Source organism: Cyanobium sp. Cruz-8D1 (assembly GCF_024345975.1).
Lineage (GTDB): Bacteria > Cyanobacteriota > Cyanobacteriia > PCC-6307 > Cyanobiaceae > Cyanobium.
The window spans coordinates 23,401-37,081 of sequence record NZ_JAGQCD010000029.1; the positions used below are offsets into that span (position 1 = coordinate 23,401).

Consider the following 13,681-nt stretch of genomic DNA (forward strand, 5'->3'; position numbering starts at 1 on the left):
CGGATTACTCCCCCTGGTGTGCTCATGACAGGAGTGATAGGTTGTCTTTGTGGTTCCCCTGCGGGACTGATTGCTCGCATTCACCATGAATCCCAAGGAGCTGCGGCTTGCTCAGATGGATGCGGTGCTTCAGGACGCCGCCAGCCATTCACTGCCGCAACGGCCGCCGGCGGGCTGGCTGCGGGCCATCCGTGAGGCCCTGGGCATGACCTCCGCTGCACTCGCGGCTCGCTTAGAGATCACCGCTTCCGGGGTGCGAAAGCTGGAGCAGGCCGAGGCGACCGATGCCATCACGCTTGGCACCCTGCGGCGGGTGGCCGAGGCGCTCGACTGCGAGCTGCAGTACACGTTGGTGCCAAGACAGCCGCTGCGGGAGATGAGAAGGCAGCAGGCCCTGAGGCTGGCGCAGCAGTGGCAGCAACGCGCAGGCCGCACCATGGCGCTGGAAGCGCAGCCCATCGATTCGCCATCCGAGCGAGCACAAGAGCGGCTCGAAACCATGGCCGAGGAGATCCTGCGCACCAGCGGCACCCGGCTATGGGATTGAACAAGGACCTACCGGCCGGGGCGACGCCTCTCGATGGGGAGGAGCTGGAGGGGCTGCTGCCCTCCCATCTGGTGAATCGCAGCCAGCTGAACGAATGGGAGCAGCAGAACATCGAAGCTGCTCTGCTCTGGCTGTCCCGCCAGCGACGGCCCCGGCCGCTGGAAGAAAGCTGGCTGCGACGCCTGCACCGTGAGATGTTTGGCCAAAGCTGGCGTTGGGCCGGTCAGTACCGGAGCAGCGACAAGAGCATCGGCGCCGACTGGCGGCAGATCCGGATGCAAGTCCCGGCCCTGCTGGCCGACATCGCCTTCCAGGTGGAGCACCAAGTGGATGTGGTGGATCTGATCGCCATCCGTTTCCATCACCGGCTGGTCTCCATCCACCCCTTCCCCAACGGCAACGGTCGCCACACCCGCCTGATCGCTGACGTGTTGATCCAGCAGCTGGGTGCACCTCGCTTCTCCTGGGGAGGGAGCAGTTCCCTGGTCAATCTCACCGCTCTGCGCCAGGACTACATCGCGGCGCTGCGTCAGGCAGACCGTGGTGACTTGAGTGCACTGCTGGCCTTTGCAAGAGCGCAGTGAAGGGGAATGGCAGCCACGGGGGCGTGCTGCTGGTGGCGTTCCTGGATGTTGCCCTGGTTCTACAAGCCCTGAGATCAGTCCACCCAGTTCTCGATCCTTAGGCCCGGGTAGGAGGCGAAGTCACGGGGGTTGTTGGTCACCAGGGTGACGTCAAGCGCCAGGGCGTGCGCTGCGATCAATTTCTCGAGGGCATCACGGCGCCGCTCCCGACTCGCCATTCGGACGGGGCCGTAGACGCGGGCTGCCGCCCCATCGAAGGGCGCCACGGGGACCTCGAGCAGAAAGCGTGCCAAGGCGGCGCTGTTGCGATCAGCATCAGCGCCGGAGGCCACCACCCCGTACTCCAGCTCTGCAGCGGTGATCGCTGAGATGAGCACTTCTCCGACCCTGCAAGCGGAGAAGCGCTCCGCCACCCGTGGGGGCTGGTTCTTCATCAGGTAGATGCAGATGTTGGTGTCGAGCAGGTAGCGGGGCCTGAGGCTCACAGCGACTCCCGCTCCTGCTGCTCGTCCTGCTCGCGCCCCTCCGCCAGAAACGAGGGCGAGAAGGCGGCCAGCGACTCCAGTGCACCGGTGATGGGTCGGCCGGCCGGTCGGATACGCAGCTCATCGCCGCAGCGCTCGATCTCCAGCTCCAGATCGCTGCGCTCGTAGGCGAGCTCGGCCGGGATGCGCACGGCCTGGGAGTTGCCGTTGCGGAAGAGCCGTGTCGTCGTCATGGCCAGCCGGGATGTACAAGTACATCTTACGAGGCGTGATCGTGTTCGGGCGCGGCAGCTGAGTCACCGGCCCAGGATCAGCGAAGGCCTTATGCAAGGAAGCGGGCTGAACCTTGAATAAGGCTTCACTGTGTTCAAGGTTGTGCCGGAGGGTTGAGCAGACGCCGCAGGGCTCCGGTCGGCAACGGCCGCCCTTCAGCGTGCCACGGCTGCGCCGTGGCGTGCATCGGCCAGCCGCCGCCGCCCTCCGCTCCGGGGCCGGTGTTGGGGTGGCTGGCAGGGCCGCTCTCCCGCGGCTGCGGTGGCCGGGCGGCTGCCAGCCGTCGGGGTGCTGGGGGGAGGCCCAAGATTCCCTCGCGCGGCTGCGCGGGCGGTGGCTTTTTTGTGCTGAATTTGGCTGCATTGGTTATCAAGCTGCCTAGCTCATCGTGGGTGGGTGCGTTTCGGGCAGATCGCTTGCCCCGCGGCCGCCCTGCTCGCTCATTAGTGTGTTTGTACTGCTAGAATAAGAGTCGCGCCAAAGGCCACGAGCCCATCGCCTGCGGCAATGAAATTCTCGGACAACTTGCCCCGTTCGTTTGCTCTGTAGCCCATGAGTTTTTCCTCTGCTGCAGTGGCCCAGGCCGCTGCTTTGTCTCTTCCTGGTCTCCTGCCGCCGCCGGTTGGAGTTCATCGCTCGGTCGTCATCGTCGCCGCCGGTGGCCGTGATCTCGTCTGGCCCCAGGAGCGCATCGCCTGCGCCCTGCTCCAGCGCAGCAGTGGCCGGCCTGTCCATCTGCTGCTTCATGGCGGGGCCCGTGGCGCTGATCGCGCCATCGGCCGCGCCGCCCATCAGCTCGGCTGGCGTGTCCAGTCCCTCGCCGCTGATTGGCGCCGCTATGGCCGCAGTGCCGGCCCCATCCGCAATCGCCTTCTGCTCGAGCAGGCCCTTCTTGAGGCCCAGGCCCACACCTCCCCGGCCTTCAGCGCCTCTGTGCTGGTGATCGCCTTTCCCGGTGGGGCAGGCACGGCCTCTCTGGTGCAGCAGGCCCGCCGCTGCTCCTCCCGTTCGCCGGTGCCGGTGGTGGTGATGGAAGTGCCGCCGCCGTTCTCGCCCGAACCCCTCGCCGCCTGAGCGGCAATCGCCGTCCCGTTCTTCTCGTTCCCCTCCGCTCCACGTCCCCATGTCTGTTCTCACCGTCCCCGCCGCTCCTTCCCTCCCCCAGGCTGCCGGGCCGTCCTGCACCCTGCAGCGCACCGGCTCCCTCTGGCAGCTGGGCATTGAGGCCCAGGAGCTCACCACCGCCATCGGCCAGCTCGCCGAGCAGCTGGAGGCCGACGACGACACCCGCGCCCAGGCCCTCGGCGAGCTCGAGGCTGCCCTGCTGGCCGAGGAGGGCAACAAGCAGGCCCTTGCCGCCAAGGCCGATGCCACCTGTTGGGTGATCGAGCACCTCCGCGGCCAGGCGGCCTACCGCCAGCAGCAGGCCAAACGCCTCACCGATCTGGCCCGCTCCGATGCAGGGCGGGCTAGTGCCCTGGAGGACTCCCTGGTCCTGGTCCTCACCCGTCTCCAACCCAAAGCCAACCGCTTCTCCTTCCCGAATCACGAGCTCACCTCCCGCAAGTCCCAGGCCGTCGAAATCGACGACGAGGACGCCCTCGATCCCCAGTGGCTGAGCTTCACCACCACCAGCAAGCCGGACAAGGCCGCCATCAAGGAAGCCCTCAAAGCAGGCAGAGAGATCACCGGCGTCCAGCTGATCTCCCGCCGCTCCTGGCGCATCCACTAGGGGGGGCAGAGGCCCCTCACAAATGGGGTTTCGGTGGTGTAGCCGGGGCCCCCTCCTTGACCCAATCCCTTCCGCAGCTCACCTCGCTCCATCGCTTCTCATCGCAATGACCGTCGCCGCTCCTTCCTCCAACGGGGCCAGCACCATCAGCCGCGCCGCAGCTCCTCGATCCAGCCAAAGGCCGCCATCGGCCCTGGAGTTGATCCGCACCGCTGATCGAGTGGAGGGTCCTCCAGCAGCAGCCATCGAATCCGTCACGACAGTGCAGGCCAACCAGGCCCAGCCCAGCGGCTTCTCCCCTGAGCAGCTCGCTGCCCTGGCCGCCCCCCTCAATCGGGCCAACGTCCGCCAGCGGGAGCAGGGCCGCGGGAAGGTGGCCTACCTCGAAGGCTGGCAAGTCATCGCGGAGGCCAACCGCATCTTTGGCTTTGACGGCTGGCAGCGCCAGACCATCGCCATGCGCTGCGTCGCCCAGGCCGAACGCCCGATCGGCAGGGACCAGAAGCCCGGCTGGGGTGTCACCTACACCGCCCGCGTGCGCGTCACCGTCACCGCCGGTGGGCTGCCCGCTCTGGTGCGGGAAGGGAGCGGCGCCGGCCATGGCATCGATATGGACCTCGGCCAGGCCCACGAGTCCGCCCTCAAGGAGGCAGAGACCGACGCCATGAAGAGGGCCTTGATGACCTTTGGCAATCCGTTTGGGCTTGCGTTGTACGACAAGCGCCAGCGGGAGGTAACCAGCTCAGCGGCACCAGAACACCCAACGGCCCACCCCCGTCAGGCAGAGCCAGCGCCGCAGCGCCAGGAAAGGTCAGCGACAGCAGCAGAGCACCCGGCTCAGGATGCAGCTCCTGCATCCCAGCAGGATCCGGGGCTGCTTCACCTTGATGCGGACACGATCCGCCAGCTGCACGGCACCATCCGGCAGCTGCCTCGCCCACTGCTGGAGGCCCTCACCCAGGGCTTCCGCAAGCGCTTCTCCATCCCGGAAGGGGCCGCAACGATCGCCGATCGAATCGTGCAGAAGCGTCACCACGATTGGATCGAGGCATTTCTGGTGCAGCACTCAGGCTTGACGAGCTGACAGCAGGCCTGCCGATTCAGCTTCGCTGCTGGATGCCTGCCTGCGGGGCTGGGCGCCTGGGAGCCGGGCCCGACAGATCCGGGCGCAGTCGCTGGCGCAGTTCCTGCGGCATTGCGTCGAGCGCGAAAAATTCCCCGAAAGCTGGCGTCCACCGCTCGATCTGCGGCCGCACATCGGTGTCCCGGCAGCTGAGACTGCTGCCGGCCACCGCAAGGGTGATCCCTTCAGCGATCTGCAGGTGCTGCAGCTACTGGATTCTCTGCCCGAAGATCAACCTGGGCGCCGCTGGGCTGATGCGCTGCGGCTGCTGGCGGAGCTGGGCCTGCGGCCGATCGAGCTGCAACACCTGGGCGTGCGCAGCGATCCGGGCAGTGGCCAGCCGCTGTGGTGGTGCACCTACCGCAAGCGCAGCGGCGGCGGGATGACGACCCCGCGCTGGGTGCATCCGCTGCCGCTGACCGACTGGGACGGGCGAAGGCAGGACTGGCGCCTGCTGGAGCGCTGGCGCGGCGGCGCGATCGAGCTGCCGCCCCTGGGCAACGGGCCAGGAGCGTCTGATGCGATCGTCACCTACCTCAAGCGCCAGCAGGGCTGTGTGGAACTGCGCGAGCGCATGGCGGAAAGAGGAGAACGCGCGGTGCCGTACTCATTCCGCCATGGCTACAGCCTGCGGGGCCACCAACTGGGGGTGGACGCTGGAAGTGTGGCGCTGAGCATGGGGCATTCGCTCGAGGTGCACCTGCGCAGCTACCCATGGGCCTCGGGCCAGGGGGCAGCGGCGGCGTTTGCCAAGGCGTTAATGGTCTAGCTCGCCGGCGCCCTGCTTCAGCCGCTGCCCACCGTGATGCGTCCGCCTGGGCCCCGCGTCCTGTGGTGTTGGCTGCCTACCGCCAGCTGAAAAGCGCCAGGTTGGAGGGCCTGCCGTAGGTGATCGCCCAGGGCCCGGGTGGAATTCCGACAGGTGGACTGCCTGCTGGTGGCAGCAGTCCAGCTGATGACCAGCTGGGCAGAGACCCACTGAGGCCCCCAGACAACGCTGAGGATCAGGCCTCGTTCAGCAGGTTCAGCGCCTCCATGACCTGGAGGCGGATCCCGCCAAGTCGTGCCCACGCCCGCACCGCATCCTGCCTGCTCCGGTAAGGGCGCCAGTCGTCTTCGGCAATGCGGCGTTGCATGTGCGCCGCCACGCGCTGAGCCACGGCGACATCGCTGGGCCTTGCCAGTGGCAGCGTTCTGCCGTTGATAACCACCTCAGGGGACATGGCGTGGGTGGAAGCTGCTGCCGGGGGCATGAGCGATAATTGATCGTACAGCGATGAAAGGAACTGGGTCCTTTCATCGCTCTCAGCCTGCGAATGAATTGGAGCTACGCGATAGTTCTAGACAACAAGTTTCGAACACTTAACACCCTTATTCATTCGCCCGTATGGCACTTTCTGCCTCCTTTCGAGCGAGTTCTGATAACAGTGGGTGCTCCATCACGCCGCAGATGGTTAGCTGCAGCAACTCGGGCTGCGCTAACCGAGGGTTGTCAGCTGCTCAGATGACGCAGGGATTTGTGTGCCTTACTACGGGCCTAGCTGTGAACTATTGCTACTTGCGTACCTGCTATGGCTTCTGTAGTAACGGATGGCGCTGAGGCGGGCTCATCCGCCGGCGGACATCAGCCTTGACAGCCTCGCTGTAGGGACGCATTCGATGGCCCGCTCGGGTGGTGTGTCGAGGATGCGGGATCAGCGAAGGGCTTCAAGCCGCTCTTGCTCTCGCTCGGTCAGTGGCGCCTTCATGGACATGAAACCGAAGGATCCTGACGTCCCGTGGCCGCACTGTGGGCCCCACTCCCTCGGCAAAGGAGCGGCTTCACGTTTCCACACCACTCCCCACCCCCGAACAGGGCATCGCTCCGTCCGCGCGGGCTTTGTGAGGAGTAAATTCCGTTGTGATGGAGCACCTGAACTGGGGATACATCCAATTAGGCCTGCTCGCCATTGCTTTTGGTGGCCTGCAGGTCTGGTGGATCAGCAGCACTCTGAGGACACGTGGCCTCGCTAAGCCCCTGAGCGCAAAGGGTTTCCGCAGATCCCTGGAGCGGATTTTTGAGAAGGACCAGCCGCCACCCGAATGATTGAGCGGCAGCAGGACCGGTTCACGGTAGGATTGTAAAGATTTGATAAGCTTGTATGCTCAGGGCACTCTTCGGCTTTCTCTTTGCGGCGGTCATGTTTGTCCAGGTTCCTCAATGGGACAACGATTGGACCAAGTGCTCTGTGTCGGTTCCCGACACCGCTTGTCACTGGTATGTAGTGAACCCAGACAACACTTTTGGCAAGGGATTCAGTTGGATCACTGCTCCAAAATATGACTTTGAAGCCCTTCAAGACATTGCAGCTCAGCATGAATTGACAGTCGCTAACGGCTATAAAACGACGGTGGAATTGATGGATGCAAGCGCTGACGTCAAATACGGTGATGATTACTGATCGAGAACATTTTGGAATTAGATCTTTTGATTTATTCCGATACATCCGATAAATCTACCTTTGGTATTTAAACCTCAGTTTTTTTGAGCGCGAGCAGACAGTTTTGCCAAAATTTCTGTGCGTTTATAGCGAAATCGAGCGGCGGAATTATTGAATCTCTGCCAGCATCAGCGGCAGGTCAGGACAATTCCGTTCATCAAGACACAAAAAGATTCGGTTGAATAATTTCCAGGCATTTCGCTGTTCAGCTCTGAGCGTTTATGGGACGTTTCCAGGGGGTGCGCCCCCAGGGCTTGAGAAAAGAAATGAACACAACGGCCAACTGCAGCAGCACCTGAACGCCACCCCCCACCAGCCCCTGGAACCAGGTTGTCCAGTAGATCGAATCCGCAGGTATCTCAGGCAAGTTGAGCCCTGCGACCAAAGCCGCATTGCTATCGAGCCAGGGACCCAAGGCCACTGTGCCAAAAAAGATCAACGACACCGTGAGCAGGCCCTTGATCACCACCCACCAGTGCTTGAAATACCCCCACGGTGTGATGGCACAAAGCACAAGACCGCTCAGGAGACTCAGCGAAGCACAAGGAATGATCACAACGTCGTCCAAGAACTTGCTCAGTTCAGCGACTACCACCTGCGTGGGGAAGGCCCGCTCGGCCTGGCCGAACTGAATCAACACCAATAGGCCGGCCGTCACGGCCCAAGTCAGGGAGATCACCACATGCGTGGAGATGATCCACAACCGCCCGGTGACCGATACTTTCCACACGAAAGGGAGCTGCTCGAATACCACAGAACCCTACCCAGAACCAGCCTTGGCCTCCCACCAGCCCAAAACGAGTGGCAATGTTGTCCCTCCGTCGCCTTCTGCTGAAGCGGGCGATCAGCCCAGAAAGGGATCCAGGAAGCTGAGAGGCCTGGACATGGTTTCGGAGAAGCCGAGAATGCCGCGGTCCCGGTAGCTGTACACCAGTGTGTCGTCTGCCTCAGGGGAGTAGGTGCGCCAGTGGCCCAGCACTTCGCTCATGTTGCTGAGCAGCCGCACCGTGGCCAGCTCGAAGGGCCGCTGGAAGCCACGGCCGCCTGCTCTGGCGATGAACGCCCCCTGGATCGGCGACAGGTTCGGCCATGGGCCGCCGATCTGCCACAGGCCTTCGTAGAGGCCCAGCACCCGATGCAGCTGGGGCTCGGCGTCCACCCGCAGCTGCTCGCTCGGGAAGCCGGTCGCCCGGTGTCAACTACTTAGGCGAGTCTCATCACCGATGCCGATCGCCAGCACGTTGATGCCGGCGGCCTCCAGCTGCGGCCATGCCGCCACCAGGCGACGGCGGCCCTTCCCGCGCCCTGAGGGCCATCCAGTGCCACCCCTCGTTACAACCTGTTACAATTCTTGAAACAACCCGCAACAACAATGACTGACTCCACTCCCCGTTTCGGCTTCGTCGCTTTCGCTGAAACCTGGAATGGCCGCCTTGCCATGCTCGGCTTCGTGATCGGCCTCGGCACCGAGCTGCTCACCGGCCAAGGCATCCTTTCCCAAATCGGTCTGCGTTGATCGCCATGGGAACCGACTACACCCCCGCCATCACCGTCGTCGTCGCCCTTGTGGTGCTGCTCACCGGCATGGTGACCTTCGTGCTCAGCCGCCCCAGCGACCTGGAACCCAGAACCCGCTGACCGTCTGACGGCTCAAGCTTTCTCCCCCCTTCTTCCTGAACCCATGACCAACACCCCCGCCAACGCCCCGTTCCTGCAGGGCGACGACGAGCGTTCCATCCACATGGAGCAACTCAAGCGCGTTGAGCTCTTCAATGGCCGCGCCGCCATGCTTGGCATCGTGATCGGCATCGTTGTCGAAGGCCTGACGGGTTTCGGAATTGCTCACCAGATTGGACTCGGCTCCCTGGTCGACGGTTACACCGCCTGCCGCACCCAGCTCCTCCCCTTCTGCCTTTGATCACTCAACAGGTCGCCGTCCTGGTCAGGATGGTTCCATCGCTCGGCTGTGATGCTGCCTCTTTCCCCCTGCTGTCCCTTCACGGCCGCCAAGGTCGCCGGTCTGCAGACCACGGTGCTACTGCTCCTCACCCTGTTGATCAAGGCCAGGATTCAAATTAAGGCGGCGTCAGCCCTGGGCCTATTCCTGCTGGCCCTGCAAACCTTCGTGTTCCTGGCCGCCGCTGGCGCCTTTGGTTTGGTAGCCATCGGTGCTGTGGCCTTTGCAGTCAATCGACAAGGGGCTACAAAAGAAGATTTCATGAACGCATCGCAATAGCCAAAACGAAGCGAAGCCTCGTCCATCTCCTGACTCACCAAACCCTAGAGACCTCCGTGACCACAGCCGTATCAATGGCGGTCAATTGGTCGTCCATTTCCAGCCTTCAAGCAAGGAAAAGTGGAACTTAACACCTAAATGGCAGCCTAAGGAGGGGTGTTCAGCGCTGTAACCGATATATTTTTTGTTTGATTTTGGTAGAGTGCGACCCCCCGTTGATTCGTATCACCTGAAGTGGAGGCCTTACCGGAGTAACAGCGATAATGAGTTCACCTGTCCCGGAGCCATCCGTAGTCGCTGCCAAACTCAAGATCACTAAGCACCATATTGGTTTGATGCCTTAAGCCCGACCATCTCACTGGTGCCGATGCTGGAGGCTTTATGCGCTGGCCCTACAGGTGATGAATCCCCGGAGACTTTGGCAGGCACTGCACAGTTGCGGCAACATAACTTCATCTGCAAATGTGTCTGCTGCTTTCCTCACTCAGCATCCAATCGGCGTGGATGGGTGAGGCCAGGCGAGTAGACAGGGGATCTGTCGTCTCTCATTTTTTTGCTGCACACCATCCCACTGCTGGCCGCCACCTGCCTGGTGGGGTTCACGTTGCTGCAGCTACTTTTCACCGCCGGGTCGTAGTGATTGGACGTTGGCGGTTGGTTGAAGCGCCTACCGATGAGAGGATCCTGTAGTACTGGCTCAAGCACTGAGAGAAATCTCGCGCTTCATAAGTCTTCATTCTTCGCCAACTTCACCATTCGTTCGTTGATCCTGGCGAAGCTGGTTTGGATCGATTTTTTGATTCAACAGCCTTGATGACCATTGACTTCAACGTGAGGTAGCTCCTATTAATGATTCGCGTAGAAACTAGAGGCCAGATGCTGGTCCCCGGCCTGCCACAAAAGCGTCTAGACGCAGAGCGATCTTGGTCTGCGACGAAGGGGCTGTGGCCAGCACTGGAGACAGAGACCACAGCTCGCTTTCCATATCCCGGTCATTGACACTGAAGTGACTGTCGAAAGGCCATTCAGTTCGCCGGTTTTCCTCAACACTTGTGCGCCGGCCCCAATCAAGACAGTCATAACACTGAACGGCATCCAGGCGATCGCCGGCCAGCTGAACCAGGATCTGCTCGCCGGCGGCGAACAACTCACTAAACGCTGCCAGTGACGATCACCTTAACCTTGCAAGCGCAAGCGATGAACACTCCTACTGGATCGAGGAGTTCTCGTCATTCGCCATCTGCTGGTAGTGACAGAGGAAGCAATTGATGGAGAACAGGCCAGCCTATGCTGGACCTGAACATCAAGACGAGCTGCGACACCCTAGGCGCCCGGACAGGCACAAATTTGCAACGGTGAACGTCGAGGCAACTCCAGGCCTGAGGAGGCAGTCAACATTTCAACCGCAGCTGCTATAAAATGGAGCCAAAGGTGGATCACTGATGAAAAGTATTAATGGCCCGTTGCGTAGAGCTTTAATCTATAGCCTTATCAGCTATGCGGGATTGGTTCTAATCAACAACTCGGAGCTTGACCTTCCCAACATGTGGATCGCCTATTTGCCGATGTTTATCGGCGTCTACGTGGTCACGCAATTGCTTGACAAGAAGTTCGGTGGCTGAACATCTCAATACAAGATTGTCCTGATCAATCCCATACAGAAAGCGAGTGATTCCATCGTGCCAGATTATTCAACATTGCTCGCTGGATTAGCAGAAGAACTACGGCCTCTACATAACAGGCCAGAGGGCTAAGGGTTTAAAAGACCTGAGAAGCCATAGGGTGCAAACTCTGAATCATGGCTCCTTCAAGCCTTATCGGTCAGGGCTTTTTGATTCCGAGCGCTTGAGCTCCGTACTGTTCACTGAACATGGCTTGGACTTGCCAGGCCCTTAACAGCGTTTTGGAAACTTTGCGGAGCTCCTCAAGTTCCGTGCAGCTGTCAATCGCCCGTGATTGGGACTCAACAAAGAACTCTCTGCTGACCGAAAGAGAAAGGCTCATGGCAATGGTTGCTGTTGGAAGTTGTCGAAAAAAGACTCAGCAGGGAATTCAGCCGATGCCCAGCAGGCCGCGGGTGAAGGCCTCACCCCCCATGGCGAATTCGGTGGCCAGCAGAGCGATGAAGCCGAGCATGGCCATCCGGCCATTGAGCTTCTCGGCGCGCTCGTGGAAGCCCCAGCCGCGCTCGGCACTCACCACTTCCATGCGGGGCTCCATGGCGAAGGCATTGAGGCGGCCACCGTCTTCGGTGGTCACCGTGGCGCCGCGGATGGAGGAACGATCAAGGGCGCTGGGGGCAGTGGCGGTGGCTTGGGCCATAGGGCGCTCGGCGAGGATGAAACTGTAACAGAATGTTGCGGAATGTACAAGTTTGTAACTTTTGCACCGGATCTGGCCTTCCCGGAGCCCATATCGCAACCATGCAGGACCCCACCGTGTGCGTTGCATGGTCGGCTGGCCAGCAAAGCAGCGCCCTCGGAGCTCAGGAGCCACGGCCGGGACCAAGGATGGGCCAGACTCGTTACATTCCGTTACTGATGCCATGACGGTCGGTCAGCTCTTTCTCGAATCCCTTTCCAGCGGGGTCATCACCGCCAGTGAGCTCTCTTGGCTCACCCATCAGCAAGACAGTTTCACCCGTGTAGAGGAGGCCACTGCGCTGAGGCTCGGACGCCTGCTCGATCAAGGCCAAATCCAGCTGGGCTGCCGGCTCTCGACAAGGAATTAGGCCAAGCCTTCCGGGTCGATCTTTCGCTGACGGCCCTGATCTGGTAGGTCTGATTTACTTGAAGTCCATATGGCAACAAGCTCCTATCTTGTTACTGTCTTCATCACTGACCTGCCGTCGGCACTGAGAATTAATTCAGACCGCTTCAGACTTCATGTTGGTTCGTACAGCGAAAGGTCTGCACAGTCATTGTTGTGCAGACCATATTATCTGTTTTAGGTTTCTTAAACCCTAGGCTTGGCAAGTGCGTCATTCGACTTTCAACTTCCTTACGAAGCCTGCTGATACAACGCCTCCAGCCGCTCGCGGCTGAGGTCGACATACAGAACTTCGTCGCCGGGCTCGGGGGCTTCGGGATGGCTCCTAGTCCTGGAGCTGCTGCTTGCCTGTGAAGAAAGCCGAGTAGAGCCGCGCAGGTTTTGGTTCATCAAGGCAAAAGCTCCACCGCCAATGACCGCAAGGCAGATTAAGTAGACAGCAGCCAGGAAATCGTTCAAGAGAAATTGCCCTTTTTCTCACCGTAGCATGAAGAAGTGTTACATGCAGCTTTCGGTTCTCCAGGAGCGTGCTGTCCCCTGGAAGTAGAGGGCATGCCTCTCGGCCCCAGCGGTCCATCGCCAGGGTCTTCTGGAGGAGCATCCGGTTGGAGAACGCCACCATCAGTCAGCCGCCAGGGGGGGAGGACCTGCGTCTCAGGCACAGCCAGACGGCCATGATCGCCGCATCAACGCTGGCGGATACCAAGCTCGGGTCCTGAACATGGTTGAGGTGCTGCCGTCAATGACGGTCCAGTGCTGGTAGATCCGGACGAAAACCCCAGGCTTTGCAGTGGATCGCCATGCCAGGGCTAAGGGCACATGACTCCCGACGGCGCTGGCAGCAAGAGCCCGGGGGTCGTGGGATACCAGCAGGTCATCCTTCTGGGAAGAGTGGGGGATGACGACGGGAATCAGGTCCTGATCCCGCCCCAATCCATGGCTCAGCTCCTTGAGCAGCCGCACCGCTAGCAGCCGCATGTCGAGCACCGCCAGGGGCTTGACGAATCAGCGCCGCGCCTGAACCAGCTCTTCTCAGCCGCCACGCCTGACCCGTCACACGGTTGTTCGGGGCTCACCAGCGGTTTATGAGAGAGAAAAACGCTCAGCTGTAGCGGTAATGAGTGCGGCGATCAGCAAGAGCGCAGCGCCGCAGGATCGCTCAGAACCATTGGCACAACTTGTCCTATAAGCTTGGCTGATGACAATGATCTCAGGGGCTGATCGATCCAAGGGCGATCCAGCTCGTAACGCTTCGAAAGATTGCTTACATTTCAGGTGCCGGTTCGCCGGACCTCTTTCCTGCTCTTCTGAGCTTCCCAACCGTCCTCATGACCGCCACTCTCCAGCAGCGCTCCGGCGCTTCGGTGTGGAACCAGTTCTGTGAGTGGGTCACCTCCACCAACAACCGTCTGTACGTCGGTTGGTTCGGTGTGCTGATGATCCCCACCCTGC

General features: G+C 61.2%; 17 protein-coding genes and 1 pseudogene. 12 read left to right on the forward strand and 6 right to left on the reverse strand.

The features are described from left to right. Positions 1-85: 85 nt before the first annotated feature. Together KBZ33_RS15545 and KBZ33_RS15550 are read left to right on the forward strand one after the other, a co-directional pair. The gene (locus KBZ33_RS15545; protein WP_254954207.1) at positions 86-547 is read left to right on the forward strand and encodes a mobile mystery protein A; all 462 of its coding nucleotides are present in this window, start codon (positions 86-88) and stop codon (positions 545-547) included. Continuing rightward, the gene (locus KBZ33_RS15550; RefSeq protein ID WP_255011837.1) at positions 544-1,131 is read left to right on the forward strand and encodes a mobile mystery protein B; all 588 of its coding nucleotides are present in this window, start codon (positions 544-546) and stop codon (positions 1,129-1,131) included. The genes KBZ33_RS15545 and KBZ33_RS15550 overlap by 4 nt, the downstream gene beginning before the upstream one ends. A 74-nt stretch (positions 1,132-1,205) precedes the next feature. On the opposite strand, the gene KBZ33_RS15555 is transcribed toward KBZ33_RS15550, so the two are convergent. Both KBZ33_RS15555 and vapB read right to left on the reverse strand, forming a co-directional pair. Beyond that, entirely contained in the window at positions 1,206-1,616 is a 411-nt protein-coding gene (locus KBZ33_RS15555; RefSeq protein ID WP_254954205.1) for a type II toxin-antitoxin system VapC family toxin, read from the reverse strand. Continuing rightward, positions 1,613-1,849: a type II toxin-antitoxin system VapB family antitoxin gene (vapB, locus tag KBZ33_RS15560; protein WP_254954204.1), complete on the reverse strand. Its 237-nt coding sequence runs from the start codon at positions 1,847-1,849 to the stop codon at positions 1,613-1,615. The genes KBZ33_RS15555 and vapB overlap by 4 nt, the downstream gene beginning before the upstream one ends. A gap of 592 nt (positions 1,850-2,441) precedes the next feature. Here vapB and KBZ33_RS15565 point away from each other — a divergent pair. The 4 genes from KBZ33_RS15565 (at position 2,442) to KBZ33_RS15580 (ending at position 5,513) form a co-directional block, all read left to right on the forward strand. Next, positions 2,442-2,963, forward strand: a complete 522-nt coding sequence (locus KBZ33_RS15565) for an SLOG family protein (protein ID WP_254954203.1) — start codon at positions 2,442-2,444, stop codon at positions 2,961-2,963. 49 nt (positions 2,964-3,012) lie between these two features. Continuing rightward, positions 3,013-3,621, forward strand: a complete 609-nt coding sequence (locus tag KBZ33_RS15570; protein WP_254954202.1) for a siphovirus Gp157 family protein — start codon at positions 3,013-3,015, stop codon at positions 3,619-3,621. A gap of 106 nt (positions 3,622-3,727) precedes the next feature. Continuing rightward, on the forward strand, positions 3,728-4,705 hold the full coding sequence (locus tag KBZ33_RS15575; RefSeq protein WP_254954201.1) for an RAD52 family DNA repair protein: 978 nt from the start codon (positions 3,728-3,730) through the stop codon (positions 4,703-4,705). Positions 4,706-4,943: 238 nt separating this feature from the next. Next, on the forward strand, positions 4,944-5,513 hold the full coding sequence (locus tag KBZ33_RS15580) for a hypothetical protein (RefSeq protein WP_254954200.1): 570 nt from the start codon (positions 4,944-4,946) through the stop codon (positions 5,511-5,513). A gap of 235 nt (positions 5,514-5,748) precedes the next feature. Here the strand turns inward: KBZ33_RS15580 and KBZ33_RS15585 are convergent, their stop codons facing one another. Next, complete coding sequence (locus KBZ33_RS15585) at positions 5,749-5,967, reverse strand: hypothetical protein (RefSeq protein ID WP_254954199.1); 219 nt, start codon at positions 5,965-5,967, stop codon at positions 5,749-5,751. 918 nt (positions 5,968-6,885) lie between these two features. On the opposite strand from KBZ33_RS15585, the gene KBZ33_RS15590 reads away from it, so the two are divergent. Beyond that, positions 6,886-7,185: a hypothetical protein gene (locus tag KBZ33_RS15590; RefSeq protein ID WP_254954198.1), complete on the forward strand. Its 300-nt coding sequence runs from the start codon at positions 6,886-6,888 to the stop codon at positions 7,183-7,185. 244 nt (positions 7,186-7,429) lie between these two features. Here KBZ33_RS15590 and KBZ33_RS15595 read toward each other — a convergent pair whose 3' ends face one another. Next, positions 7,430-7,978, reverse strand: coding sequence for a hypothetical protein (locus tag KBZ33_RS15595; protein WP_254954197.1), 549 nt, complete (start codon positions 7,976-7,978; stop codon positions 7,430-7,432). A 90-nt stretch (positions 7,979-8,068) separates the two neighbouring features. After that, on the reverse strand, positions 8,069-8,383 hold the full coding sequence (locus KBZ33_RS15600) for a hypothetical protein (RefSeq protein WP_315859215.1): 315 nt from the start codon (positions 8,381-8,383) through the stop codon (positions 8,069-8,071). 213 nt (positions 8,384-8,596) lie between these two features. On the opposite strand from KBZ33_RS15600, the gene KBZ33_RS15605 reads away from it, so the two are divergent. The 3 genes from KBZ33_RS15605 to KBZ33_RS15615 all read left to right on the forward strand — a co-directional run bounded on the left by KBZ33_RS15605 (position 8,597) and on the right by KBZ33_RS15615 (position 9,460). After that, entirely contained in the window at positions 8,597-8,740 is a 144-nt protein-coding gene (locus tag KBZ33_RS15605) for a chlorophyll a/b-binding protein (protein ID WP_254954196.1), read from the forward strand. A gap of 165 nt (positions 8,741-8,905) precedes the next feature. After that, positions 8,906-9,142, forward strand: coding sequence for a chlorophyll a/b-binding protein (locus tag KBZ33_RS15610; protein ID WP_254954195.1), 237 nt, complete (start codon positions 8,906-8,908; stop codon positions 9,140-9,142). 51 nt (positions 9,143-9,193) lie between these two features. Next, positions 9,194-9,460, forward strand: coding sequence for a hypothetical protein (locus KBZ33_RS15615; RefSeq protein ID WP_254954194.1), 267 nt, complete (start codon positions 9,194-9,196; stop codon positions 9,458-9,460). 2,052 nt (positions 9,461-11,512) lie between these two features. Here the strand turns inward: KBZ33_RS15615 and KBZ33_RS15625 are convergent. Continuing rightward, positions 11,513-11,782 carry a high light inducible protein gene (locus KBZ33_RS15625; RefSeq protein WP_254954192.1) on the reverse strand — a complete coding sequence of 90 codons (270 nt, stop codon included), beginning with the start codon at positions 11,780-11,782 and terminating at the stop codon, positions 11,513-11,515. Between the two features lie 223 nt (positions 11,783-12,005). Here KBZ33_RS15625 and KBZ33_RS15630 point away from each other — a divergent pair, with 223 nt between their 5' ends. Both KBZ33_RS15630 and KBZ33_RS15635 read left to right on the forward strand, forming a co-directional pair. Beyond that, positions 12,006-12,191: a hypothetical protein gene (locus KBZ33_RS15630; RefSeq protein WP_254954190.1), complete on the forward strand. Its 186-nt coding sequence runs from the start codon at positions 12,006-12,008 to the stop codon at positions 12,189-12,191. Positions 12,192-13,557: 1,366 nt separating this feature from the next. After that, a pseudogene (locus tag KBZ33_RS15635) lies at positions 13,558-13,681 on the forward strand (photosystem II q(b) protein); the annotation flags it as partial.

Bases quoted from the DNA above. Each gene is read 5' to 3' on its own strand.
- KBZ33_RS15545 (WP_254954207.1), top strand. From the start codon at position 86: ATGAATCCCAAGGAGCTGCGGCTTGCTCAGATGGATGCGGTGCTTCAG.
- vapB (WP_254954204.1), bottom strand. From the start codon at position 1,849: ATGACGACGACACGGCTCTTCCGCAACGGCAACTCCCAGGCCGTGCGC.
- KBZ33_RS15565 (WP_254954203.1), top strand. From the start codon at position 2,442: ATGAGTTTTTCCTCTGCTGCAGTGGCCCAGGCCGCTGCTTTGTCTCTT.
- KBZ33_RS15570 (WP_254954202.1), top strand. From the start codon at position 3,013: ATGTCTGTTCTCACCGTCCCCGCCGCTCCTTCCCTCCCCCAGGCTGCC.
- KBZ33_RS15575 (WP_254954201.1), top strand. From the start codon at position 3,728: ATGACCGTCGCCGCTCCTTCCTCCAACGGGGCCAGCACCATCAGCCGC.
- KBZ33_RS15585 (WP_254954199.1), bottom strand. From the start codon at position 5,967: ATGTCCCCTGAGGTGGTTATCAACGGCAGAACGCTGCCACTGGCAAGG.
- KBZ33_RS15590 (WP_254954198.1), top strand. From the start codon at position 6,886: ATGCTCAGGGCACTCTTCGGCTTTCTCTTTGCGGCGGTCATGTTTGTC.
- KBZ33_RS15605 (WP_254954196.1), top strand. From the start codon at position 8,597: ATGACTGACTCCACTCCCCGTTTCGGCTTCGTCGCTTTCGCTGAAACC.
- KBZ33_RS15610 (WP_254954195.1), top strand. From the start codon at position 8,906: ATGACCAACACCCCCGCCAACGCCCCGTTCCTGCAGGGCGACGACGAG.
- KBZ33_RS15615 (WP_254954194.1), top strand. From the start codon at position 9,194: ATGCTGCCTCTTTCCCCCTGCTGTCCCTTCACGGCCGCCAAGGTCGCC.
- KBZ33_RS15625 (WP_254954192.1), bottom strand. From the start codon at position 11,782: ATGGCCCAAGCCACCGCCACTGCCCCCAGCGCCCTTGATCGTTCCTCC.
- KBZ33_RS15630 (WP_254954190.1), top strand. From the start codon at position 12,006: ATGACGGTCGGTCAGCTCTTTCTCGAATCCCTTTCCAGCGGGGTCATC.